This is a genomic window from Halalkalibacter oceani (assembly GCF_040544555.1).
GTDB lineage: Bacteria > Bacillota > Bacilli > Bacillales > Bacillaceae_D > Halalkalibacter > Halalkalibacter oceani.
The window spans coordinates 71584-95079 of the sequence record NZ_JBEPKD010000002.1; the positions used below are offsets into that span (position 1 = coordinate 71584).

A 23496-nucleotide genomic window follows, 5' to 3' on the forward strand; every position below is an offset into this window, starting at 1 on the left:
TTCGCCGCATGCTGTGGTTTTCGTTTCATACATAGTTTCCAGCTTCGAACTCATAATACTAGCAGGTTAAGTGTCGGGAGGGAGATTTCGTGTCTTGGTTCACATTAAAAAAACGGTTGGCAATCCCAACAAAGCAGGCAGGCCCAGAAGAGCCGATTACGACGATCATTCAACAAGCTATCTCTTCCAGTGACTTTTCCCATTACCAATTGCTCACACCATCACGTTCCGTGTGGCTGTCATTTTACCATACGTTAGTTGATAAGGATTCCTTACACGAAGAATTAATCAAAAAACTGCAGAGCAACCCGTTTTCCACATTGGAAGAAATCAAAACATTTGTGACATTAGGCACGCTGCAGCTGTCATCGGATGCCAAGCAGGTCAGCGACGCGTTAATGAGAGGACATGTCTGTCTTCAGCTTGAGGAATGTGATCCGCTCTGTTTGCTCATTCCAATTCCGACCGATACAAAGCGGGACATCTCGATTCCGGAAGTTGAATTCAGCGTTGTCGGGCCGAAGGAATCCTTTGTTGAATCACTTGATGTCAACATTTTTTTAGTACGGAAACGAATTCCCGTGCCGGAATTACGGACAACTGAATTTATCATCGGGAATCTATCAAGATCAAGAGTGTGCGTTCTTTATATTGAATCCATTGCCAACGAAGAAAATGTAAGGACGATGATTCAGCGGGTCAGTGACATTCAGTTCGATCAGGTGATCGACAGCTCTTTCATCAATCAGATGATTGAGGATAACTCATTGAGCCCTTTTCCACAATTTATTGATACAGAACGTCCTGACCGGGTGGCCGCTGCTCTTTCGGAAGGAAAAGTAATCGTCCTCGTTGACGGCTCTCCGCAGGCGATCACCGGTCCAACGACACTGATCGAGTTTTTCGCTGCTTTTGAGGATTACTTTATGTCCTGGCATATCGCAAGCGTCTTACGGTCGATTCGTTTATTTTCCGTATGGTTCTCAATTTTCGCGACTCCGCTTTATGTATCTGTGCTTACTTATCATGCCGAAATCGTTCCACAGGATTTGCTGGCGACGATTATTCTCTCTCGAAGCGCGATTCCGTTTCCGCCGATTTTAGAGGCACTCTTTCTTGAAGTAACGATTGAGCTGCTGCGCGAGGCGGGAGCCCGGCTTCCGACAAAGGTCGGGCAAACAATCGGTATCGTAGGCGGGATCGTGATCGGGACGGCGGCAGTCGAAGCCGGACTGACAAGTAACATCCTGTTAATTATTGTCGCCCTGGCCGCGCTGGCCTCCTTTACGACTCCCGTCTACCGGATGGGTAATACGATCCGTCTCCTCCGATTCCCGTTCATTATCGCCGCCCAGCTTTGGGGATTAATTGCCCTATCGGTACTGTTCTGCTTTTTGTTAATCCATTTGCTCACTTTATCTTCGCTCGGCCGTCCTTATTTAGCGCCGCTTTATCCACCAAGGCTCGCTGATTTCAAGGATGCCTTCTATCGCCTGCCGTTCAATTTTCAATCAGAACGGCCGCAACAACTACAAACGAAAAAGTCGAAACGCTTTAATGCAAAAAAAGCGAAAAAGAAAAAGGATATCGATGAAGGGCTGTAAATTAAAAAAGGACTGCCGTGAGCTGCGATCATGCTGACTTGCAGAAAAAAGGGGGAAAGGAAATGACTGAACACGCCAAACAATCCTTGCTTATCTCGCCTTTTTTGGTGTTTTATTTGATTCATTCGATGCAAATCGGGGTCGGCATCCTCGGATTCGCCCGCTACATTGCCGACGCGGCGGGTTTTCGGGCGTGGATCGCCGTCATTCTGACCGGCCTGATCTATCATCTCATCATTTGGATGATGTATTGCATTCTAAATGGCAGACAATCGCAAATCATTGAGATTAACCGCTTTTTATTCGGCACGCTATTCGGCCATGTCCTCAGCTTTCTTTTTATGATTTACCTGCTGTTTCTGTCAATTACTGTACTGCGAACGTACATTGAGGTCGTGCAGACGTGGGTTTTCCCCGATTTGCCGACCTGGGCGCTTTCTCTCAGCCTGCTTGTCGTTGTTTATTATGCGGTCACTCATGGCTTCCGTGTCGTTGCCGGCGTTTGCTTCCTCGGTGTCGTCGTGCCGCTATTCTTATTTTTAACAGCATTCTCTACGTTTGAGTTCGCTACTTATCGCAACCTGCTGCCATTATTTGATACATCCTTAAAAGTTCAGCTTGATGCTGCGATGACGATGACATTAAGCTATCTCGGTCCGGAAATTCTGCTCGTCTTTTATCCCTTTATTAAAGACGGTCAAAAGTCGCAAAAGTTTGCTCATTTTGCGATTCTGTTTACGACGTTTATTTATTTATTAATCGCCATTTTAACGTTCATTTTCTACAGTGAAAACCAGCTAAAAACGACTGTATTTCCTACATTGAGTGCATGGAAGGTCGTCGAGCTTCCCTTTATTGAACGATTTGAATATTTAGGGATCGCCACATGGATGTTCGTCATTCTGCCAAATATCACGCTTGGCATCTGGGCTGCGAGCCGCATGCTTAAACAGCAGCTGAATATCGCCCATCGCCTCACGCTCCCGGTTGTAACGATTGTTGCCTTTGCGATTTCCCTGCTCTTTGAAACCCGCGTGCGGATCGACGGCTTAAACAATGCGGTTGCGCTTGCGGGCAGATATGTGACCTATCTCTATATACCTGTCTTGTTTATTCTGATGAAATGGAGGACAAGGAAGAAAACATGAAACTCCGATTGATTTTATTATTTTGTCCGCCTCTCCTCTTAACCGGATGTGTCGAGACGTTGATCCTCGATGAGCTGCAGTTTATTCATTCAGTCGGCTACGACTATATTGATGAAGATAGGGTCGAAGGAACAGCGAGTGTACCGATTTATAAGATGGAGGAACAGGTTGGCAGTGAGACGATTTCCGCGGTTGCCTCGACAAGCCGTGATATCCGGCTGGAGCTGAATGCAAGATCATCAAAGCCATTGCACAGCGGGAAGATATCCTCGATTTTGTTCAGTGAGGAGATGGCACAAAAAATGGGAATCATGCAGATCCTTGATTCGTTTTCCCGCGATTCAGCAGTCGGGATGCGGAACTTCATCTGCATCACCAGGGATTCTCCGAAAAAAATGCTGGAGCTGTCATCCCCCTTGGAGATTGATATTGCTGTTTATATTAAGGAATTAATTGAACAGAATATTGAGCGGCAGAACATTCCGCAATCTAATTTTCATTTGTTTTTAAAGCGGTATTATGAGGACGGGCAGGATCCATTTTTGCCTTATTTAAGCTTAAAGGGAAACACGATTCAAATTGAAGGGGTCTCGCTCTTTCAAGGCGACCGTTATGTAGGTAAATTGAACTTAAAAGAAGCGTTTATGATGAAGATTCTGCTCGAACCGTTCGCAAATGGAACCTATGAAGTTTCGCTTCCCGAAGAAGGAGAGTATGCCGTACTCCGCAACATCCATTCAAAGGCCCATTATCATATTGAGCGGAATACGAATACGCCCGCAATCAAGATCGTCATTAATTTCACCGGAAAATTAAATGAATACTCCGGCGAAAAGCTTAATGAACAAAAACTCACTGAAATTGTCGAGACGTTAAAGCAGCAACTGGAAAATGATATTGTGGCGACAATCGGCCTGTTTCAAGAAAAAAACATTGACCCGCTCGGGATCGGCAGCCGGGTGAAAGCGCGTAATTACGGCTTTAAGCTTGACGAGTGGAAAGCGTATTATCCAAATGCTAAGGTTGATGTCACCGTAAACGTCAAAATTAAAGAAACCGGGATTCGCCAATAACAAAGCAAGTCAGACCCGGTCCGGAGTTTGTCTTACCGCTCTCCCGGCTACTTCTAGCCTTATCTTTGATCGGTTTCTTTTTCAGCAAGAAGCCGGTCAAGTTTTTTATTAATTTCAACGAGCTGCTCCACTTGTCTTTTGCGGTTACCAAAAAACGAGATGATGGCGGCGATAATCAGGACAAAAATAAGCAAATTGACCAGCTGATAAATGGCCGGCCCTATAGTTATATCCATGTGCGTTCACCTCTTTTCTTAGATTCATCATACCAATCTCGGTCAAAATGTGTAAACCTTAATCAGCGAATGCATATCAAGGAAAGATACCGGCGACGCGTGGTATACTACAAATAAGAAGCGGAAAAAGAGGTGAGAAAAATGACAGAGCCTGTTTATGAAAAAGCGACCTTTGCCGGAGGCTGCTTCTGGTGCATGGTCAAACCATTTGATCAATATGACGGAATCGTCTCAGTCATTTCCGGCTATACCGGCGGACATACGGAAAACCCGACCTATAAAGAGGTGTGCTCGGAAACGACCGGCCATTACGAAGCCGTGCAAATCACCTTTGACCCTGATATCTTTTCGTATCAAAGGCTGTTGCAAGTTTTTTGGCAGCAAATTGATCCGACCGATGCGGGCGGACAATTTTATGATCGCGGCTCTTCTTATCGGACGGCGATTTTCTATCATTCCGAGGAGCAACGAAAACAAGCGGAGCAATCCAAAGAAGAGCTAGCAGCAAGCGGACGCTTCACCAAGCCGATTGCAACGGAGATTCTGCCGGCTAAACCGTTCTACCCCGCGGAAGATTATCATCAGGATTATTACAAAAAGAATCCGCTTCATTACAACCGGTACCGCATCGGTTCAGGACGCGAAGCATTTATTCAAACACATTGGAGGTCTGATGATGAGTAAAGAAAGCAAAGAACAATTACAGCAGCGTTTAGCGCCAATGCAATATAAAGTGACACAGGAAAACGGGACCGAGCCGCCGTTTCAAAATGAATACTACGACCTTGAAGAAGAAGGAATCTACGTCGACATCGTTTCCGGGAAGCCTTTGTTTTCGTCCCGCGATAAATACGATGCCGGCTGCGGCTGGCCAAGCTTCACCAAGCCGATTGCCGATGAAGAAATTTTGGAAAAACAGGACCTGAGCCACGGCATGCGCCGGATCGAAGTGAGAAGCAAGGAAGCGGACTCCCATCTCGGCCACGTCTTCCCGGACGGCCCCGGACCAAACGGCTTGCGCTACTGCATCAACTCAGCCGCCCTCCGCTTCATCCCAAAAGACCAGCTCGACGAAAAAGGCTACAGCGCCTATAAAAAGTTATTTGAATAAGACTTGTCCCAAAAGGTCGAGAGACAAAACTAGCTTTGGACCTACTGGCAATGGCTTCACACGCCACAAGCTCGTTGTGAGAAACCCACTCACAACGGGCTTTAAAAGATCGTGGCGGTTCCGCTCATTGCTTAGAGAGACTGGGAAAAAGGTAAAAAAACAACCTTTTGTCCCATCCCTTTTTGTGCAGAACGGAACCACCGTCTCATGTCTAACAGCCTTTTAAGTGGGGAATGACCGCCCCTCTTCCCTGCTCTCCTCACTTCTTCTGAAGCTGTTCACTTTCTACAACCGCCTTCAAGCCGGCTGCGAGCTTTGTTTTAGGCAATGGCCCGATTTTCTCCTCATATTTCGCGCCATTTAAATAAACCGGCTTTTCGGTCAGGACCATCATTTCGCCGACCTCGCGCATGAAGCCTGAAAACAACCCTGAAATTCGAATCATTTGACTGGTAATAACAAATGGCTTTTTCTTATTTCCTGTCAGCTCGCGTAAAATGTGAATGATCTCCTCCCCACTCGCCAGTTCTCCTCCTGGGATGTTCCAGCATTGCTGATAAGCATCGTGGTGCCTGGCCAGTGTAATCAATGCCTTTGCCCCGTCCGGTGTATAAATAAATTCACGCTTGTTCTTCAGCGGTCCGACAAACAGCGGCCGCTTCCCGCTCAGCATGGAGGTAATCGTCTGCTGAAGAATCGTATGATCCCCATAGGGACCGTAAAAATCAGAAAAATGAGCGATCAGAATCTCCGTTCCTTTGTTCTGCCACGCTTCCGCTTCCTGCAACAGCTGCTTTCGAAGCTGCCCTTTTTTCGTAACCGGCTCACGCGCTGTCTCTTCAGTCAGCCATTGGTCTTCCATGCTGTAGCTGTAAATATTATCGACAACCGCCAGCTTTGTTCCGGCTGCCTGTGCCGCTGAAAAAACATGGCCAAACAATGGAAGCAGCTCATCTTTCCAGTTTTGATAAGGAATATTAATGCTGATAAAAGCGACATCGACCTTTTCAAATATGTGCTGCAGCCGCCTCTCATCGCGCACATCACCTTTGACAATCGTCACATTTGTCATTCCTTGAAACAGCTGATCCGCCTTTTGTACGTTGCGGCAAACGGCGAAAACCTCCACCCCTTCCCGCTGCAATTCACTAACTAACGCATACCCCATTGCTCCTGTCGCTCCAATTACCGCTGCTTTTTTCATCCTTATTCTCCTCCTCATTTAAATTAACCACTGGTCAATTTTAACCGGACAGCTTGCTTTATGTTAAGCTGTCCGCAAGAAATTGCGCATGATGGTCGATCATTACCTTCAGCTCCTGAACGGTCTGCCCTCTCCGTTGGAAAAATGTCACAAATCCATGTAAGGCAAAGAGAGAAGACCAGGCATCCCGTTGAGAAATTTGCTTGACGGCAAGGTGTTGAATCGCTTCCCCAAATAGTTGAAAGCTTTCGTACGAAGCATGTACGGTATGCCTGAGTTCATCATCTTTCAGATGAAACATCGCTTCATAATGATGGGGGTACTCAATCCCAAACGTGAGAAAACGCCGAAATAGTTCAATCAATTTTTCCTCTTTCGTCAGCGACGTCTCTTCCATCACAGCTGTAAGCCGGGCATTCAAAAGCTGAAAGCCGCTCTCAATAAAAGCTGTGAACACCGCCGCTTTATTAGAAAAATGATAATAGATTGCCCCATGACTGCAGCCTAACTCCCTTGCCATACTGCGCATGCTGACCTGGTGATAGCCTTTTTCAGCAAAAAGCTTTTTCGCCGCATCAAGAATTTGGGCTTTCGTTAATTCATCCTCTGCTTTCCGCCTCGGTGCCATCTTTTCGCTCTCCTTTATTAACCACTGTTCAATTAAAGAATACTGCTTCTTCCTTCCGAAGTCAAGAAGATGTGTTACGATTATTTTATCTTGCTATCGTGGAGGTTATTATGCGTTTGACTCATCCTTATCTTTTACTGACATTGGCGATGGTTTTCTTTTCGGGAAATTTCATCGTCGGAAAAGCCTTCGCGGGCGAAGTCCCCCCTTTTACGTTGGCGTGGGCTCGTTTTTTGATCGGCACCGTCGTGCTTTTGCCGCTCTGCTATAAAACGTTGATCCGCAACCGGCAGCTTTGGCTCGACAAATGGCTGCCGCTCACCGGAATCGCTTTCTTCGGCGTTTTTCTTTTTAATGTCGCCTTGTATGTATCCGTTCATTATACAACGACGATCAATGCTTCAATCGTCGATGCGCTCACACCCGCCGTGGCGGCCGTTCTCGGTTATTTCTTTTTGAAAGAGCGGCTCACCCTGATCCAAAGCAGTGGCGTCATCCTGTCATTTTGCGGAATCCTGCTGCTTCTGTCAGGAGGTTCACTGGCAGTGCTCCGCTCATTATCCTTTAATATCGGCGATTTAATTATGCTCGCCGGCATCATCTGCTGGGCCATTTATTCGATTTTAATTAAATTGTATGGTCATGAGTATCCTGTAATTGCCGGCTTAGTGATGACGTTTATCATTGGCGTCCTGATGCTTTTTCCATTTGTCTTATATGAATGGCGTGCCGGCCTGCCTTTTTCTTTCAAGCTGGCAACGATAGGCGCCTTTTTGTACGTTGGCATTTTCCCCGGCGCTCTCGCTCTATTATGTTGGTATCGCGGGGTAGCTGCCATCGGGCCGTCGAAAGCGTCTATTTTCTTTAATCTGGTTCCTGTTTTCACGACTCTTTTCGCGATTGTCCTGCTCGGCGAATCGGCAGGCTGGTTTCAATTGTTCGGCGGCACGATCGTCTTAGGCGGCGTCTATTTATCGACGATTCAGCCGAAAAAAGAAGAGGCGTCTGATCTCGTTACATAACCGATCAGACGCCCGCTCGTTTGGAAGCTGCTCTCTTTATTTGCCTTTAACCGTAATATTCATCCTAAACAATCGTTTTGTAAAAAAGAAGCTTAAAACAAGGAAAAGAAAAAACCCGAGCCAATAAAAGATGATCTTCGTCCCGACACTTAAGGTAAACGGAACGAGCCCTGAGACGATCATTCCGCCAAGTAGAGAAAAGCAAGTGACGATGCCAATCCTAAACAGCGTCTCCAAGTGTTTAAACAACAGAAATTCACCGTTATATTCACTTGGATTTCGCTCATAGATCCAGGCACCGAGCCCGAGGAAAAGCACAATCGCAACTGCCGGAATCCAAAGATTCACGCCGTCATCCACACTGGCCAGCCCGGCAAAGTTGTAAATCGGCCAGACGAACTGCTGAAAGAAGAAGATGTCGAGCTTCTCGGGATACACACCAGTATGAGTGGAAATAAAATTGGCCAGCAACGCGATAAAACCGATTGGGAAAATCGTAAAAATAAACGTTAACACAATTTGCGAAACCATTTCTCCTGTAATCGTGCCAATAAACAACGTAAATGAATACATCGCCGCATAGCCAAGCCACGGTGTCAAAAACATTCTCCAGAACTGATAGCCTTCAAGATAACCGGCAAATTCAGAGCCCATAATGACCGCATAGGCAATCGTAAACGTGACAAGCATCGCCACCGTCACCGTCCCGACGCCAAGCAGCCATTTAACAAAGAACATCGTCCGTCGCTTGAATGGCAGGGCAAAGGCGAAATCATGCCGGCGTGTATTCCGTTCCGTACCAAGAAACTGAACCGCAAGCAATACAAGAAAAATCAGAATCATGATGCCGGTCATACTCACTCCGAAGATCGCCGGTACCTCATGCTGCGGAAAGAAATATTCATCGTTTATCCGTTCCCGCCAATCATTCAATCCTAAAAAAGTCCGCATCGGATATAAAAAGACAAACAATAACGTAATCATTGTCAGCAGAACCCACGACTGCTTCCATTCTTTCCTGAACAATGCTTTAACCGACAAAATCATCACCTCCCAATTTGGCAACAAACAGATCTTCGAGCGCAAGCGGCAGCTCTTCATAATACAGCGGTTCCGTCGCGCGGATTGCTGCCGTCTGCGACGCAAGATCTCCTTCAAGAAGCAGGATATACACCTTGCCTGTTTGCTGAAGCAGGACGCTGCATTCTTTTACAGAGGCCGGCAACCCTTCCGGAAAGACAACCTGAACCTTCTTGTAGGATTCTTTTAAGGACTCCAGTGAATAGTGTTCTGTGACGACCCCATCCTTCAGCATGATGATCGAATCAGCAAGAAACTCAAGCTCATCGAGCCGGTGCGAGGAAATAACAACAGCAACATGAAAATCAGCAACCGCCTCGATAATAAACTGCAGGATGCGTTTTTTCACGATCACATCAAGGCCGTCTGTCGGTTCATCAAGCAAAATATAAGCCGCTTTCGTCGAAAAGGCGAGAATCAGCGCAAACAGCGCCTTCATTCCCTTTGAAAAAGCACCGATTCTTCCATTGTGCGGCAATGAAAATTTATCAATCAGCTCATAAAACAATACCCGGTCAAAGCGTGGATAAATATCGCCATACAGTTTCTCAATCTCATTGACGCGGTAGCCTTTGAGCGCCTCGGTCGAATCCGGGACAAAAACAATGTCCTGCTTCAGCTCTGGATGCCGGTAAATGCTTTTTCCATCGAGCTTCACATCGCCGGCTGTCGGCTGAAGGATGCCGACCAACAAGCGCAGCAGCGTCGTCTTCCCGGCTCCGTTCCGTCCAACTAATCCGGTTACCTTCCCCGGCTCAATCGTCAAACTAACATCCGTCAAGGTTTTTTTCTGATGAATCGTTTTACTCAACTGCTCAATCTGCATGTTCCGTCCCTCCTACTTTCGTATATTCCTCTCTCACCCAGCCGGCAAAGGTCTTTTCCTGAATGCCCGCATAGGTCGCTTCAATGACAAGCTGCTGTATTTGCTGCTTAATCCGTTCCTGCTGCTTCGGGTCGACGACATAATCCTCCCTTGCGGCGACAAATGTTCCCTTCCCCCTCAACGTGACAATCACGCCCTGCCGCTCCAGCTCTTTATACGCTTTGCTGACCGTATTAGGATTGATCACGACTTGCGATGCCAGTTCACGTACGGACGGCAATTGTTCTCCCTCTTGCAGAATCCCTTTCGCAACCAGCTCCTTAATTTGCTGGGTAAGCTGCTCATAAAGGGGCGTGGTGCTTCTTTGGTTAATTTGAATATACATGACTGAACCACCTCCCTTAATTGTATTACGACAAATAGTACAGTTGATTCAAAGAAAGTGTAGCAAACTTTCCTGCCTTTGGCAATAGATCATCACGACAAAAAAGGCGGGGCCTAAGGTAGATTTTTTCCACCTTTGGCCCCGCCGCTAAACAATGAGCGTGATCGCCGATCAGTCAAATTCAATTTTGTCTCCTCCTCTTTCATTGAGACAGCATTACATCATCATTCCGGCAATCGCCGCGCTTAATAAGGAAGCGAGCATTCCGGCCGCCACCGCGCGCAAGCCGAGCTTGGCAATGTCCGGACGCCGATCCGGTGCCAGCTTACCTAAACCGCCAAGCAGGATGCCGAGCGAGGACAGGTTGGCGAAGCCACACAGGGCAAAGCTGATCACCAGCACCGCTTTGTCACTTAATTGATCAATCGTTTCACTGAACGATAAATAAGCGACAAATTCATTCAGCACGAGCTTTTGCCCGATAAATCCGCCGGCGACGACAGCCTCACTCCATGGCACGCCGATCACAAAGGCAAGCGGTGCGAAAAGAAAGCCCAGTATCAGTTCAAGCGAGAGCTGTTCAAATTGGAACAAGCCGCCGACAAAAGCGAGAATTCCATTAATTAACGCAATGAGAGCGACGAAGGCGAGCAGCATCGCTCCGATATTGAGGGCAAGTGTTAAGCCGGTGCTCGCCCCGCGCGCCGCCGCATCGATCACATTGGCCGACTCTTCGTCCTTTGTTAATGTAAATTCACTGTCAACATCGGTTGTTTTCGCCACTTCCGGCACGATCATTTTCGCCATAATCAAGCCGGCCGGCGCCGCCATGAAGCTTGCAGCAAGCAAGTATTCCAGCGGTACACCGAGCAGCGAATAGCCGATTAACACCGAACCGGCAACTGAAGCGAGCCCTCCTGTCATGACCGCGAACAGTTCGGATTCCGTCATTTTACTTAAATATGGTTTCACGACGAGCGGCGCTTCGGTCTGACCGACGAAAATATTGGCCGCGGCCGACATCGACTCGGTTTTCGATGTACCGAGCAGCCAGGAAAGACCCCCTCCGATGATCTTAATAATCCATTGCATAATACCTAAATAATACAACACAGAAATCAAAGCCGAGAAAAATATCACGACGGAGAGTACATTGATTGCAAATACATACTCAATGCCGGTTTCTTCTTCAAAAAAACCGCCAAAGACAAACTGAATGCCTTCATTGGCCGAATTGATCACCCACTGCACCATATTCGTCAGCCCTTGCAGCAGCTCCTGCCCCCAGTATGTTTTCAAAATAAGCAAAGCAAACAGCATTTGGATCGCCAAGCCGCCAAGTACGGTGCGCAAGCGGATCACCCGCCGGTTCGCGGAAAGAGCAAAAGCGACAGCGAACACCGCGACAACGCCCATCAGGCCCCATAAAATATTCATCTTCATTCACCTCAATTTCACTATGTATCGACGCGAAGCACCAACCATTCGAGTCATCCAATTTGTCCACTTTTCTACTAGCATGCACCATTTTGCGAAAAGATACCCACTCAGTCATGAGCGGAGCACCTCTTCTTGGAAGCAGCCCGTAAGCCGTTTGATGGAGGTAAACTGGTTTATTTCAGACAGCTTCGTAACGCGCGAAACCAACGTCTTTCCTCACATTAGCCCGAACATTTTCAAAGCTGCTTTGTAATTTTTAATGTCAGACGTCTTACTTCCTCGTAAACTATAACAACCTCGATTTTAAAAGTAAATAGGGTTTATTTTTTTGCCATTTCGTGAATGAGACTCGTAGAGGCAACAAACGATAAAAAAAGGTATCGCTGCATCATTCTTCCCTTCCCTAAAAAAATGCAAATGAAACAGAGGTGCTACGATGAAAACGAGAGTGGAACGAGATACATTAGGCGAGGTTCACGTCCCGGCTGACCGTCTATGGGGCGCTCAAACACAACGAAGCTTGACAAATTTTGCTATCGGCGAAGAAAAAATGCCGCAGGAGGTCATTCGGGCCTACGCTCATATTAAAAAGGCCGCCGCCTTCGTCAATCAGCAAAACGGCGATATGGCGAAGGAGAAGGCAGACGCGATTATTGCCGCCGCCGAACGCGTGCTGCGCGGTGAATTGGCCGATCACTTCCCCCTCGCTGTCTGGCAGACGGGAAGCGGCACGCAAACGAATATGAATGTCAATGAAGTGTTGGCCCGCGTAGCAAACGAACTGCTGGAAAAGCAGGGTTCCAGCGAGAAAGTCCATCCGAATGATGATCTTAATTATTCACAAAGCTCAAACGATACGTTTCCGACAGCGATGCATATCGCGGCGGTCATGGCGACGACCGAACAATTAGTACCTGTCCTTAAGGAATGCCGGAAAACACTGGTGCAAAAAGTAGAGACATTTTGGGATGTCGTAAAAATCGGCAGAACTCATCTGCAGGATGCCACCCCGCTGACGCTCGGTCAGGAAATAAGCGGCTGGCTGAGAATGGTTGAGAAGAGTGAAGAATTAATCGAGGAAGGATTGAAGCATCTCTATCAATTAGCGATTGGCGGCACCGCTGTCGGTACCGGAATTAACGCCCGCCGCCGTTTCGGACAACAAGTCGCGGAAAAGCTTGCCGAAGAGCTCGGGCTACCGTTTGCCGCTTCACCAAACTACTTCCATGCGCTGACGAGTCATGATGAACTTGTCTATTTTCATGGAGCTTTGAAAGCGACAGCGGCTGATTTCTTTAAAATCGCCAGCGATGTCCGGCTGCTCGCCAGCGGACCGCGCTCCGGCATTGGCGAGATTACGATCCCGGCAAATGAACCGGGAAGCTCGATTATGCCGGGTAAAGTAAATCCGACCCAGAGTGAAGCCCTGACGATGGTGGCGGCCCAAATTTTCGGCAATGATGCGACGATTGGCTTCGCGGCCAGTCAGGGGCATTTTCAACTAAACGTATTTAAGCCTGTCATTATTTACAATACACTTCAGTCCATCCGGCTGCTCGCCGATGCGATCAAAAGCTTTCACGACCGTACGCTGCTCGGACTCGAAGCGAATGAACCCGTGATTCAGGAGCATCTTCACAACTCACTGATGCTCGTAACCGCCTTAAATCCGCATATCGGCTACGAGCGGGCGGCTGAAATTGCTAAGCTCGCCTTTAAAGAAGGTCTTACGTTAAAGGAAGCAGCGATTCAGAGCGGTCATCTGACCGAGGAACAATTTGAACAGCTCATTGATCCAAAAGCGATGGCGTTTCCGGAAAAGGAGTAGCGGTCTGCCGCAAGGACTTCCTCATTTTCAAAGAAAGCCCGCAACTGGCGGCGGCTTCGTTAACACATCGGGATTGTGGAACGAAGCCGCCTTCTCTTTTTCGTTTTTCGCAAGGACGTACGCCTTCCCTTATCATGATGATTTGAAGTTTACTTTTCCCGGCGAGCAAAGCGAGTCGCTACAAATATTTCTTCACATTCGCTATTATAAATATGAGCAATTTGTTCCGCTCTATCAGCACTAATATGCCGTTGCCCATTTTCAATTTGTGAGAGATATCCTGCTGAAATTCCAATCTTCTGGGCTGCCTGATCTAAGCTGTATCCCATCTTTATTCTCGCTTTTTTCGCTAAGCTCATCCCACTCACACCCTTATGAAGAATTTCTACATATTCTTTTATAATTTTACAACGCAAAACGAATAATCGTCAATTCATTTCGCGTAAATTTTCATTAGGTGCTGACTGCTTGCATTACGCAAAGTATAATAGAATCAGAATGCACTGAAATGAGGGAGTTAGCATGTTTTCACAACGCCTGCGAGCATTGCGATTGAAGCATGGATTAACGATGAAGGCGCTAGGAAAACAACTAAATGTCGCACCATCCACGATTTCCGGGTATGAAAATGGCAACCGCAAGCCCGATATGGAAACATTGCAAAAGCTGGCGGACTTTTTTCACAGCTCAACCGATTATTTAATAGGCCGTACAGACAACCCGGCCCCGTTAGAGCAGCCAGAAGAGCTTAAGCTTTTCTATTCTGATACGATCACCGATGAAGAGATTAACTACTTGAAAGAATCACTGGCTGTTTTTAGGAAATACCGCGCGAAACAATAACAGAAACGTTTTATCGAAGAAGAGGGGCTGGATCAAAAGGTAAAAAACCTTTTGACCCAGCCCCTTAGCAATGAGCGGAACCATTTCCAATAGGTCAAAGCTCGTTTGCCTCAAGCTCTCTACATTTGTCAGCCGCCTGACCGATTCCTCCCTACTGCAGAACCGTTGGCAGCCAAAGCGAAATACTTGGGATAAAAGCAAGTAATAGAGCGGCCATGATAAGAATCAATAAAAATGGCCAGCTATATTTAATGAACTGTTCGACCTTCGTTCCCGTAATCGAGCAGGTCGTATACATAATTGTTCCAAGCGGCGGCGTCAAAGTGCCGATACTGATACAAACGATAAAGAAAATCCCAAAATGCACCGGATCAATTCCATATTGCTGAATCATCGGCATAAATAATGGCGTCAGAATAACAATTGACACATTTCCTTCAATAAACATCCCAATTATCAACAGAAAAATCAAGGCAATGATAAAAAACATAGTTGGCGACGTCACATATCCCACCATAAACTCGGTCAGCTTTTGCGGCACCTGTTCGAGCGTCAGCACCCAGGCAAACGCGGAGCCCGCCGCAATAATGATTAAAATCGACGCGGCAGTTTGAACGGTTTCGACAAGGGCATGAACGAGCTGCCTCATCCTCATTTCGCGGTAAATGACCAGCCCTAAAAACAAAGCATAAAATACGGCAATTGCCCCGGCTTCCGTAGCACTGAATACCCCCAGGCGAATTCCTCCGATAATCACAAGCGGTAACAGTAAGGCTAATATCGCATCTTTAAACGTAAAGAAAAAATCCTTTCTTGTCACCTTCACCTTATTTTCCGTCTCAATTTTATGTTTTTTTGCGTAAAAATGCACATAGACCATAAAACATAAACAGAGCACAATTCCCGGCAGCACGCCGGCGAGAAATAAGCTTCCAATTGAGACATTGCCCACATAACCGTACATAATCAACGCGATACCCGGTGGAATGATCGGAGTGATGAGCGAGGTCGAAGCCGTCAAAGCGGTCGCAAAAGCACGGCTGTACCCCTTCTTTTCCATTTCAGGCACTAAAATTTTTGATTGCATCGCCGCATCGGCGACATTGGAGCCTGACAGTCCTCCCATTAACGTGCTTAAGACAACATTTACCTGAGCTAAGGACCCCGGCAGACGATTTGTCAGCACTTGAGCAAAGCGCAGCATTCTACTTGTGATTCCTGTATAATTCATTAAAATACCGGCAGCTACAAAAAAAACAATGGCCAGCAGAGGTACGGACTCCACTCCTCCTACTAAACGTTGAATCAAGACGGTGCTTGCAAAAGCATCGGTAAATAAAAAATAAACTGCTGTGCTGACAATTAAGGCAAACGCAATCGGGACATTTAGTAAAAATAAGATCAATAAAACCGATAGTACCACAGCCAATGACATCCTAAGCCCCTCCTTCCTTTCTAAATTCTAGCTGGAGGGTACGAATAAACGACCTCGTAAAGTAAATAGATGTAAACAGCCCGGCAATCGGCACCGCGATGTTAATCGCCTGATAGCTGATACCGAGAATCGGTGTCAGCTTGCTCGATGCCTGCATCGTAAAGTCCATGCCGAGGTAAATAAAAATGTAAAAAAGAACATAATATATGGCTGCTGCCCGGATGAAAAGACTAATGATCCGTAACGGTCGCGGCATCTTGTTAACAAAATAATCGACGCCGACATGGCTGTTGCGCTTCATCGCCGAGCTGATCCCGATATAGACAAACCAGACAAACAGCCCGATTGTCACTTCTTCCACCCAAGGCAGTGGATGATTTAATACATAACGCGAGAACACATGCGTACCAGTCAGCAAAATAATTGCCGAAAGGGCGAATGTGGCAATACCGTCATCCAGCCATTTTAACCACTTGACCATTATGATTTCCCCCTGAAACCTGCATCGCAGTGGACAAAGCCAGTCATGAATAAAACGCTTCATGACTGACTTTTTCAAACTGCGCCTGCAGTCTCTCCAAATTGAATCGATTTTTACGGCCGATTTTCGAGCAATTCTTTAATTTCGTCATATAGACCAGGTGTCCAGGAAGGAAACGCTTCATATACACCTTGAACTAATTGTTTAAACGCTTCCGTATCAACTTCGTTTATTTCAACACCCGCTGCCTCGAACTCCGCTAACACTTCTTCTGTCTGTTCATCCAGCACCGTTCTTGCAAATTCACTTGCTTCGTCACCTGTTTCTCTCAAAATTTGAACAAGATCCTCCGGCAATGTCTCAATGAAGCTTGTGCCGCCAACCCAGGCCGTTATAAATTTCTGATGCCCCGTCAAAGCAAGATACTTTGACACCTCGTGCGCTTTCACACCTTGAAGAACAGGAAGCGGATTTTCCGCCCCATCTACCAACCCTTGCTGAAGCGACGTATAAAGCTCTCCGAGAGGCGTCGGCGTCGCCGCGGCCCCCATTGCTTCAAAAGCCTGGATTGACATTTGATTATTTGGCACACGAATCTTTTTCCCATTTAAATCTTCAGGAGTCTCTACTTTTTCATTTGTTAAAAGATGACGCTCTCCATAAACCGTTCTCGTTGTCACAACTTCAATTCCCTGCTCCCTTAAATCTCCTTTTAACCCTTCAAACCAGTCTGTCTCCGTTAAGTAAAGCAATTCATCTATGTCTTCTACTAAATAAGGAGCAGTTAATATGCCTGCATCAGGAACGTAGTCCATTAAAAAATCGTACCCCGCAAGCACAATGACATTGTTACCCAGCTGGGCCTGCTCGACAACGTCTTTTTCAGCTCCTAATTGCGAGCTTGGATAAAGGATCAATTCCAATCTCCCGTCACTCGCTTCCTCAGCTAATTCCTTCCACTTTTTCGCCAGTTCATCAACCGGCTCCCCCGGCTGATTTCCATATGCGATATTGATCGAATAAAGCTCCCCATCGGCAGCTTCTGCTTCTTCTGGTCCATTCTCAGTTGTCTCTGTATTTCCTGTAGAACCTTCTTCACTCGTGCTGGAAGAACAAGCAGCCATTGCCGCCACCAAGAAAACCGTACATAAAAGTAATAACAGCTTACCGACTTTTCTCATCATAATTTCCCCTTTTTTATTATATCTAAGGAAGGATAACGCTTACATAACAAGGTTATCGGCCTTGCCAAAGCCTCTCATCCCCATTTCCAATTATAGCAACAGCCGGACAAATAAAAATTGCCTAAATTTGCGATTTTATACCTTTTTTTGATATTTTTACAGGATAAAAGGCTTCATACCAAAAAAAACGGTGGTTTCCCGCTTGGAATGTTGGGAAACCACCGTTTTTTTGGAGTCTTATCATATTGTTATTTACTTGCTTTTTACATAATTTCATCATACGTATAGCGCACGACATAGCGATTTGTTTTCAGCTTTTTAATTTCGACGACCGGCCCGATTTCGTAGCCATTGATCCAGTTGTCTTCGATTTTCGCTTTGACGCAGCCTGCCTGAAACTTCGATTGAAACACTTGCTTATAATAGACCCACTTCGGCAATTTCTTCATATCCGGCCCTTTCCTTTCCACTTTTTCGTTGTTCTGCTTGTCATTTGTGAATATATCAGGTAGAGATAATGGTATTATACTGGAATTTCATTAACAGCTTACAGCTATGATGGTGCACTGATTATAATTATATTTATTTTCAGCTTTTTTACAAATTATTCTCTTTTTTAAGCAAATGTTAATGATCAGAAAAGGATCGCGCTGTTCAGATATAAGGCTTGGCCAGAAACCGGGCTTGAGATAAAAACATCTCATGCTTTAAGCCCGGGCCAGGTGAAAAATCACCTGTTGACCCGGGCTCTCTCTTTTCCCTCTTATCCAATTAATTCTTCGTTTTCCCGTTGCTTGATATCCTCCAGGCGGCGGTTCTCTTCGCGATCGCGCTGGCGGTGGGCCAGTCTGGCTGCGGCGCTCGCCGCGATACTTGCGACAAGATCGTCAAGGAACGTATCAATTTTCGGTTTCCGCTTGTCCAGTTCATCAATGATTCCGACCTTTTGCTTATCAAGATAGCCGAATGTCGTCACAGCGATGCTGCCGAAGCCAAATACCGAACCGAGCGCGATCGTCTCATCTACACCGAACAAGCCTTCATCTGATTCGACGAGCGATTGCAGCGGCTCGGACAGCTTCTTTTGTTCAGCCAATGTATCCAATTCAACCCCAACGAGGATCGCATGCTGAATTTCGCGTTTGCGAAGAACGGCATCTACGCTTTCATAGCATTCCTCGATCGTTAATTCGGGATTATATTTCACTTGCAGATCATACACAATATTCGCAATATCCTGGACGGTGACGCCCCGTTCTGTTAACTTCTCTCGTGCGGCTTTCTCTACTGCTTCGCATGGCACTGGTTTCTTCATTGATTTCCCTCCTCTATCTATCTTATTTTACCATACCCGCCCTCACCAGTCTGGTAACAGGAAAAAAGAAGTCTTCTCGCCTATTTAAGATAAAAATAAACTACATCGACAAGGCTGGGAAAAAGGTAAAAAAACAACCTTTTGTCCCAGCCTATGGATCGTTGGCTTTTTTGTCCTTCTACCTGAAACGGTCAGGATGGTTCTGCCACAAGCATCCCCATCCTGCTGTTCATCAGCCTTCTGCTGTCTCTTCTAAATCTTCTATTCTTCTTTCGAGGTAGCTGACATCTTTGCGGGCGTTAAAGCGCTCGGCTTTTTCAACCTTGACGGCGATGTTGTAGCTCGGGATTTTCGCCAGATCCTCGTACACACCTTTTGGCAACAAGAAGTTTCCTTCAGGGAAATACAATTCAATATTGCCTCGGGCAATGTCGATAAAACGCGCCTTGCCGCTGAAGACACCGTACTGGTTGTAGACGACGATATTTTCCCGTTCTGTGATGCTTAAATCCTTCGCGTCCTCCGCATTCATGAGCACGTCGTAGCGCTCCGCATCATTATTCGGATCATTCTCGCTGTACACCATTGAGTTAAATTGCTTGCCTCGTCTTGTTGTGATATAAAAATCACCGGCTGTTTTGTTCAAGTCGGGAATGTCGACAGCGATTAAATTTCCTTTGCCGTCCGGTGTCGGACAAACGCCGTCCTCACAGAGCCAGGCTCCTCCCCATTGGAACACATCACCCTGCTCCTTTAAATGCTGAATGCCATCATAATTTGGATTCGCCAAAGCAATTTCGTCGCGGATCGCCTGACCGTCCGCAAAGTCGATCAACTCGGCATCTTCCGGTCTGACCCGCTTCGCAAGATCAAGATAAATTTTCCACTCGGAACGTGCTTCTTCAATCATCTGTTTGTTTCCATCAATCGGCGGAGAAAAGTAGACCATTCGTTCCGTTGAGGTTGACGTACCCCCGCCATCCTGTTCATAGCGCGTTTTCGCCGGAAGAACAATGACAGCCTCCTTCGCGTCGACGAGCGTCGACGTATTAAAAATAATATCCTGATGGACGCGGATTTCAAGCTCAGATAATGCTTTTTCAACAAAGACAGGATCAGGCATCGTTTCAAGGAAGTTACCGCCCGATAAATAATACAGCTTGATTTTCCGCTCATGGTCTTCAGGCAGTAAAATATTTTCAAGCGATACGCCGATTACATCACCCTGCCATTTCGGCAGTTCAAATTTCCAAAGCTTTTCGATTCGCTCGATATTGGCCGGTTCAAAGTCCCCTCCCGGAAGCACGAACGGATCAGCGCCCATCTCACCGCTTCCCTGAACGCCGGAATGACCGCGGATCGGCATGACACCGCAATGTTCTCTGCCTAAGAATCCGCGCAGCAAAGCAAGGTTTGCCACCTGGGAAATATTATCTGAAGCGAAGGTGTGCATTGTCAGTCCCATTGACCAGACAAACACCCCGGACTTGCTCTTGGCAAGTAGCTCAGCCAGCTCGGCGATTCTTTCCTGTGTTACCCCGGAAGAGGCAACAATCGCTTCCCATGACTGCTCGGCGACCTTCGCCTTTAGTTCCTCATAGCCATTGACATGAGCCTCCACGAAAGCATGGTCAATCGCTGAACCCGGTTCTGCTGCTTCCATCTCAAACCAATGCTTCATAATCCCGTGCATAAAGGCAATATCTCCGCCAATATTCACCTGGTAAAAATCATCCGCGAGCTTTGTGCCAAATAAAGCCGACTCGCCAATGGACGGAATCCAGTATTTCTCCATCGATGGTTCGCGGTACGGGTTAATGCAAATGATTTTCGTTCCTTTTCGTTTCGCCGCGTACATGTATTTCGTCGACACCGGCTGATTATTCGCTGCGACCGAACCCCAGAAGACGATCACATCTGAACCGATCCAGTCTTTGTAGTTACAGCTTGAGGCCCCGATGCCGAGCGAGCGTTTAAGCGCTGTTTTCGATGGTGAGTGACAAATCCGTGACGCATTGTCAATATGGTTCGTTCCAAGGAATCTCGCTACCTTGGCGGCAACATAATAAGATTCATTCGTTATGCCTCGAGCCGTTAAATAGAAGGCGTAGTTTTTCGGATCGAGCTTCTTCATTTTATCAGCAATGAGGTCCATCGCTTCATCCCACTCAATTCGCGAAAAGCGACGCTCGCCCGGGCGACGGATGAGCGGATACGGAATTCGTCCCAGCTCGCGCAGCTCGGCGCTCGAATACTTGCGCAACTCATCAATATCAGCGTGGACAACCTCTTCCTTCATCGCCGGCATCGTATTAAGCCGCAGCACATTTAAACGGGTCGTGCAAAGATGCGGCCCGGCCAGCGTCTGATCATACAGCCCGGCAACGCCAAGGGCACAGCCGTCACAGACCCCTTTTGTAATAATGTTCTTCGCATATTGCAAATTATCTCGATTATTCCAGACGACCTTCATCGTATCGCGAATATGCTTCGGCTTAACCTTTCCTAAGCCGAATGGTACCTTGCTTGCCCACAGCTTCGGTGCCGGCGTATGCGGCAGTTTGATCGGTCCTGAATGCTTTGTTTTCCCCATAAACAGATCACTCCTTCTTGCATTTTCAGTCATTCTCGCAAAAAACCACCGCTTCTCCTTGCCAGAATCCAGGTAAGGGTAGACGGTGGTTGAGTCTTTTGCAGGTGCGCTACTAAGTGCCAAACCAATTATTTTTTTGAAAACTTCTCTTCTATATTATCATCAAATACGAAGATCGACATGCCAAAATCGCGTTCAATATCAATATCGACAAATAAATCAACAAACTTCGCCTGCAAAAACTCCTCCATTTCAACAGGACGGTTTTTGCGATACATCTCTTTCACCATTTCCGTACGCGCCGCACGCAGCATTTGCTTGCCTTCGTCGGCGGTCGCAATGAATTTCTCTACCGGAGAAAGGTTCCCCTGCATTTCGCAAATCGCCCAATTCTTACAAAATGTCGTATTAATTTGACTCGGTCCCTTTCCCATATGCTTTTTGCGAAAGGAACGGACTAAATTACTGAATTCCGCTTCGTATTTATTCATGTCTGTGGCCCTCGTTTACATGTTCTCTCTTAAAAGAGTAGAATGCCGCCATGAAAATGTCAATAAACTAGCTTGCTAAATTCGTCACAGCATTCTTTTTCTTAAGCTGCTTAATATCAATGCGAATGACAAGGGAGACAACCAATGCCACAATAAACATAAAGCCGAAAATATACAATGTGCCGGCATAGCTGTTTGTCGTTTCCCGAATCCATGAAGCAAGGATCGGGCCGACCAGACCAGCTCCCGCCCAGGCGGTGAGAATATAGCCATGTATCGCTCCAAGCTGCTTCGTGCCAAACAGATCACCGATGTAGGCCGGAATTGAGGCGAATCCTCCACCATAGCAAGTCAGGATTAAAAACAATACGACTTGGAACAATACGGCATGGGTAATGCTCGGCAAGGCAAAAAAGGAAACGATCTGGATCAAAAAGAACAGCGTATACACATTGGCGCGTCCAAGATAGTCGGAAATTGAGGCCCAGCCGATACGGCCGAAACCATTGAAGACGCCCATAATCCCAACCATCGTCGCAGCGGCTGCGGCGGACAGGCCGGCAATTTCCTGCGCCATCGGCGAGGCAACGGACAAAATCGCAATCCCACAGGTAACATTGATAAAGAGCATCAGCCATAAATACCAAAACCGTCTCGTTTTCACCGCTTCGTTGGCAGTCAGCTGGGAAAGATCTGTGCTGACACGCTTCTCACCCGTTTCCACCTCTTCCATATACCCTGCTGGCGGGCGCTCAATGTATAATGCCGAGGCAAACATAATGACGAAATAGGCAATGCCTAATGTGAAAAACGTGTTGGCGATTCCGACTGACTGAATCAGACTGGCCATGATCGGACTGGCAATCATCGCTGCAAAGCCGAAGCCCATAATGGCAAGCCCCGTCGCAAGCCCGCGTCGGTCCGGGAACCATTTGACCAGCGTCGAAACAGGTGTAATATAGCCGACCCCCAGGCCGATCCCGCCGAGTGCTCCATACGTTATGTATAGCAGAATCAGGGAATCGATCGAAATGGCAAAACCGGCCCCGACAAGTCCAATTCCAAAAAAAGTCGCCGCCACTAAGCCGGAAACGCGCGGCCCGTACTTCTCAACAAAATGACCCATAAAAGCTGCTGACAAGCCGAGAAAAGCAATGGCAATACTGAATGTCAACGAAACGGCGCTTAAATCCCAGCCGTGCTGCTCGATAATCGGATTCGTGAACACGCTCCACGCATAAACCGACCCGATTGAAATATGAATCCCCACAGCAGCGAGCGCGATTAACCAACGATTTTTTACTTTTTTCCCTTCCCCCATCTTCATCTCTCCTTTTTTCTGATCAAAATAAAAATCGCCGTGACTCGCTCAAAGGAACAGACAGATTCCTTTAAGAAGCACGACGATTAGTCTCAAGCAGGATTCGCTACTTTCGCACCAATAGTAATCGCTTTCATTCCAACACTTAACACCGACGACAGGGTCGCTGCCTCGATCATTAAATGTTACAATTTATTGAATTCTATTCAATCATAACGTGTTTCTTGCTTCTTTTCAATATCTTTTCT

The 23496-nt window shown here is 46.8% G+C and carries 24 protein-coding genes; 8 read left to right on the forward strand and 16 right to left on the reverse strand.

What is annotated here, in order from left to right; all coding sequences use genetic code 11:
* The first annotated feature begins 89 nt into the window (after positions 1-89).
* From ABMB67_RS03815 to ABMB67_RS03825, 3 genes are all read left to right on the forward strand, one after another.
* Entirely contained in the window at positions 90-1604 is a 1515-nt protein-coding gene (locus ABMB67_RS03815) for a spore germination protein (protein WP_354571171.1), read from the forward strand.
* A 62-nt stretch (positions 1605-1666) separates the two neighbouring features.
* Positions 1667-2752 (forward strand): GerAB/ArcD/ProY family transporter, encoded by a 1086-nt coding sequence (locus tag ABMB67_RS03820; RefSeq protein WP_251221786.1) that lies wholly within the window; start codon positions 1667-1669, stop codon positions 2750-2752.
* A complete protein-coding gene (locus ABMB67_RS03825; RefSeq protein WP_251221785.1) occupies positions 2749-3825 on the forward strand; it encodes a Ger(x)C family spore germination protein in 1077 nt (358 codons plus the stop codon). The genes ABMB67_RS03820 and ABMB67_RS03825 overlap by 4 nt, the downstream gene beginning before the upstream one ends.
* Positions 3826-3884: 59 nt before the next feature.
* On the opposite strand, the gene ABMB67_RS03830 is transcribed toward ABMB67_RS03825, so the two are convergent.
* Positions 3885-4061, reverse strand: a complete 177-nt coding sequence (locus tag ABMB67_RS03830) for a hypothetical protein (RefSeq protein ID WP_251221784.1) — start codon at positions 4059-4061, stop codon at positions 3885-3887.
* 141 nt (positions 4062-4202) lie between these two features.
* On the opposite strand from ABMB67_RS03830, the gene msrA reads away from it, so the two are divergent.
* Positions 4203-4745 carry a peptide-methionine (S)-S-oxide reductase MsrA gene (msrA, locus tag ABMB67_RS03835; RefSeq protein ID WP_251221783.1) on the forward strand — a complete coding sequence of 181 codons (543 nt, stop codon included), beginning with the start codon at positions 4203-4205 and terminating at the stop codon, positions 4743-4745.
* Positions 4738-5172: a peptide-methionine (R)-S-oxide reductase MsrB gene (msrB, locus tag ABMB67_RS03840; protein WP_354571172.1), complete on the forward strand. Its 435-nt coding sequence runs from the start codon at positions 4738-4740 to the stop codon at positions 5170-5172. Before msrA ends, msrB begins: the two co-directional genes overlap by 8 nt.
* Positions 5173-5431: 259 nt before the next feature.
* Here the strand turns inward: msrB and ABMB67_RS03845 are convergent, their stop codons facing one another.
* Together ABMB67_RS03845 and ABMB67_RS03850 are read right to left on the reverse strand one after the other, a co-directional pair.
* Positions 5432-6376 (reverse strand): SDR family NAD(P)-dependent oxidoreductase, encoded by a 945-nt coding sequence (locus tag ABMB67_RS03845; RefSeq protein ID WP_251221781.1) that lies wholly within the window; start codon positions 6374-6376, stop codon positions 5432-5434.
* Positions 6377-6434: 58 nt separating this feature from the next.
* On the reverse strand, positions 6435-7004 hold the full coding sequence (locus tag ABMB67_RS03850; RefSeq protein ID WP_251221780.1) for a TetR/AcrR family transcriptional regulator: 570 nt from the start codon (positions 7002-7004) through the stop codon (positions 6435-6437).
* A gap of 110 nt (positions 7005-7114) precedes the next feature.
* Here ABMB67_RS03850 and ABMB67_RS03855 point away from each other — a divergent pair, with 110 nt between their 5' ends.
* The gene (locus ABMB67_RS03855; RefSeq protein WP_354571173.1) at positions 7115-8026 is read left to right on the forward strand and encodes a DMT family transporter; all 912 of its coding nucleotides are present in this window, start codon (positions 7115-7117) and stop codon (positions 8024-8026) included.
* A gap of 36 nt (positions 8027-8062) precedes the next feature.
* Here ABMB67_RS03855 and ABMB67_RS03860 read toward each other — a convergent pair whose 3' ends face one another.
* The 4 genes from ABMB67_RS03860 to ABMB67_RS03875 all read right to left on the reverse strand — a co-directional run bounded on the left by ABMB67_RS03860 (position 8063) and on the right by ABMB67_RS03875 (position 11754).
* On the reverse strand, positions 8063-9067 hold the full coding sequence (locus ABMB67_RS03860) for an ABC transporter permease (RefSeq protein WP_354571174.1): 1005 nt from the start codon (positions 9065-9067) through the stop codon (positions 8063-8065).
* The gene (locus ABMB67_RS03865; RefSeq protein ID WP_354571175.1) at positions 9057-9932 is read right to left on the reverse strand and encodes an ABC transporter ATP-binding protein; all 876 of its coding nucleotides are present in this window, start codon (positions 9930-9932) and stop codon (positions 9057-9059) included. Before ABMB67_RS03865 ends, ABMB67_RS03860 begins: the two co-directional genes overlap by 11 nt.
* Positions 9922-10317, reverse strand: coding sequence for a GntR family transcriptional regulator (locus ABMB67_RS03870; protein ID WP_354571176.1), 396 nt, complete (start codon positions 10315-10317; stop codon positions 9922-9924). Before ABMB67_RS03870 ends, ABMB67_RS03865 begins: the two co-directional genes overlap by 11 nt.
* A gap of 216 nt (positions 10318-10533) precedes the next feature.
* Entirely contained in the window at positions 10534-11754 is a 1221-nt protein-coding gene (locus ABMB67_RS03875) for a NupC/NupG family nucleoside CNT transporter (RefSeq protein WP_354571177.1), read from the reverse strand.
* A 439-nt stretch (positions 11755-12193) separates the two neighbouring features.
* On the opposite strand from ABMB67_RS03875, the gene fumC reads away from it, so the two are divergent.
* Entirely contained in the window at positions 12194-13585 is a 1392-nt protein-coding gene (gene fumC / locus ABMB67_RS03880) for a class II fumarate hydratase (RefSeq protein ID WP_354571178.1), read from the forward strand.
* Between the two features lie 149 nt (positions 13586-13734).
* On the opposite strand, the gene ABMB67_RS03885 is transcribed toward fumC, so the two are convergent.
* Positions 13735-13944, reverse strand: a complete 210-nt coding sequence (locus ABMB67_RS03885) for a helix-turn-helix domain-containing protein (RefSeq protein WP_251221773.1) — start codon at positions 13942-13944, stop codon at positions 13735-13737.
* 163 nt (positions 13945-14107) lie between these two features.
* Here ABMB67_RS03885 and ABMB67_RS03890 point away from each other — a divergent pair, with 163 nt between their 5' ends.
* Complete coding sequence (locus ABMB67_RS03890; RefSeq protein WP_354571179.1) at positions 14108-14428, forward strand: helix-turn-helix domain-containing protein; 321 nt, start codon at positions 14108-14110, stop codon at positions 14426-14428.
* Positions 14429-14579: 151 nt separating this feature from the next.
* Here ABMB67_RS03890 and ABMB67_RS03895 read toward each other — a convergent pair whose 3' ends face one another.
* The 8 genes from ABMB67_RS03895 to ABMB67_RS03930 form a co-directional block, all read right to left on the reverse strand.
* Positions 14580-15863, reverse strand: coding sequence for a TRAP transporter large permease (locus ABMB67_RS03895; protein ID WP_354571180.1), 1284 nt, complete (start codon positions 15861-15863; stop codon positions 14580-14582).
* 1 nt (position 15864) lies between these two features.
* Entirely contained in the window at positions 15865-16344 is a 480-nt protein-coding gene (locus ABMB67_RS03900) for a TRAP transporter small permease (RefSeq protein ID WP_354571181.1), read from the reverse strand.
* 113 nt (positions 16345-16457) lie between these two features.
* A complete protein-coding gene (locus ABMB67_RS03905; protein WP_354571182.1) occupies positions 16458-17525 on the reverse strand; it encodes a C4-dicarboxylate TRAP transporter substrate-binding protein in 1068 nt (355 codons plus the stop codon).
* Between the two features lie 266 nt (positions 17526-17791).
* Positions 17792-17977: a hypothetical protein gene (locus ABMB67_RS03910; protein WP_251194334.1), complete on the reverse strand. Its 186-nt coding sequence runs from the start codon at positions 17975-17977 to the stop codon at positions 17792-17794.
* A 314-nt stretch (positions 17978-18291) separates the two neighbouring features.
* Complete coding sequence (locus ABMB67_RS03915) at positions 18292-18843, reverse strand: phosphatidylglycerophosphatase A family protein (protein ID WP_354571183.1); 552 nt, start codon at positions 18841-18843, stop codon at positions 18292-18294.
* Positions 18844-19075: 232 nt separating this feature from the next.
* Positions 19076-21436 carry an FdhF/YdeP family oxidoreductase gene (locus tag ABMB67_RS03920; protein WP_354571184.1) on the reverse strand — a complete coding sequence of 787 codons (2361 nt, stop codon included), beginning with the start codon at positions 21434-21436 and terminating at the stop codon, positions 19076-19078.
* A gap of 128 nt (positions 21437-21564) precedes the next feature.
* Positions 21565-21927: a Na-translocating system protein MpsC family protein gene (locus ABMB67_RS03925; RefSeq protein WP_251194337.1), complete on the reverse strand. Its 363-nt coding sequence runs from the start codon at positions 21925-21927 to the stop codon at positions 21565-21567.
* A gap of 67 nt (positions 21928-21994) precedes the next feature.
* Entirely contained in the window at positions 21995-23254 is a 1260-nt protein-coding gene (locus ABMB67_RS03930; RefSeq protein ID WP_251194338.1) for an L-lactate MFS transporter, read from the reverse strand.
* Between the last annotated feature and the right edge of the window lie 242 nt (positions 23255-23496).

Coding starts and splice junctions, on each gene's coding strand:
- ABMB67_RS03915 (WP_354571183.1), bottom strand. CDS start 18,843: ATGAAGAAACCAGTGCCATGCGAAGCAGTAGAGAAAGCCGCACGAGAG.
- msrB (WP_354571172.1), top strand. CDS start 4,738: ATGAGTAAAGAAAGCAAAGAACAATTACAGCAGCGTTTAGCGCCAATG.
- ABMB67_RS03925 (WP_251194337.1), bottom strand. CDS start 21,927: ATGAATAAATACGAAGCGGAATTCAGTAATTTAGTCCGTTCCTTTCGC.
- ABMB67_RS03870 (WP_354571176.1), bottom strand. CDS start 10,317: ATGTATATTCAAATTAACCAAAGAAGCACCACGCCCCTTTATGAGCAG.
- ABMB67_RS03825 (WP_251221785.1), top strand. CDS start 2,749: ATGAAACTCCGATTGATTTTATTATTTTGTCCGCCTCTCCTCTTAACC.
- ABMB67_RS03930 (WP_251194338.1), bottom strand. CDS start 23,254: ATGAAGATGGGGGAAGGGAAAAAAGTAAAAAATCGTTGGTTAATCGCG.
- ABMB67_RS03830 (WP_251221784.1), bottom strand. CDS start 4,061: ATGGATATAACTATAGGGCCGGCCATTTATCAGCTGGTCAATTTGCTT.
- ABMB67_RS03865 (WP_354571175.1), bottom strand. CDS start 9,932: ATGCAGATTGAGCAGTTGAGTAAAACGATTCATCAGAAAAAAACCTTG.
- ABMB67_RS03895 (WP_354571180.1), bottom strand. CDS start 15,863: ATGTCATTGGCTGTGGTACTATCGGTTTTATTGATCTTATTTTTACTA.
- ABMB67_RS03910 (WP_251194334.1), bottom strand. CDS start 17,977: ATGAAGAAATTGCCGAAGTGGGTCTATTATAAGCAAGTGTTTCAATCG.
- ABMB67_RS03890 (WP_354571179.1), top strand. CDS start 14,108: ATGTTTTCACAACGCCTGCGAGCATTGCGATTGAAGCATGGATTAACG.
- ABMB67_RS03850 (WP_251221780.1), bottom strand. CDS start 7,004: ATGGCACCGAGGCGGAAAGCAGAGGATGAATTAACGAAAGCCCAAATT.
- ABMB67_RS03900 (WP_354571181.1), bottom strand. CDS start 16,344: ATGGTCAAGTGGTTAAAATGGCTGGATGACGGTATTGCCACATTCGCC.
- ABMB67_RS03855 (WP_354571173.1), top strand. CDS start 7,115: ATGCGTTTGACTCATCCTTATCTTTTACTGACATTGGCGATGGTTTTC.
- ABMB67_RS03920 (WP_354571184.1), bottom strand. CDS start 21,436: ATGGGGAAAACAAAGCATTCAGGACCGATCAAACTGCCGCATACGCCG.
- ABMB67_RS03820 (WP_251221786.1), top strand. CDS start 1,667: ATGACTGAACACGCCAAACAATCCTTGCTTATCTCGCCTTTTTTGGTG.
- ABMB67_RS03905 (WP_354571182.1), bottom strand. CDS start 17,525: ATGAGAAAAGTCGGTAAGCTGTTATTACTTTTATGTACGGTTTTCTTG.
- msrA (WP_251221783.1), top strand. CDS start 4,203: ATGACAGAGCCTGTTTATGAAAAAGCGACCTTTGCCGGAGGCTGCTTC.
- ABMB67_RS03845 (WP_251221781.1), bottom strand. CDS start 6,376: ATGAAAAAAGCAGCGGTAATTGGAGCGACAGGAGCAATGGGGTATGCG.
- ABMB67_RS03885 (WP_251221773.1), bottom strand. CDS start 13,944: ATGAGCTTAGCGAAAAAAGCGAGAATAAAGATGGGATACAGCTTAGAT.
- fumC (WP_354571178.1), top strand. CDS start 12,194: ATGAAAACGAGAGTGGAACGAGATACATTAGGCGAGGTTCACGTCCCG.
- ABMB67_RS03875 (WP_354571177.1), bottom strand. CDS start 11,754: ATGAATATTTTATGGGGCCTGATGGGCGTTGTCGCGGTGTTCGCTGTC.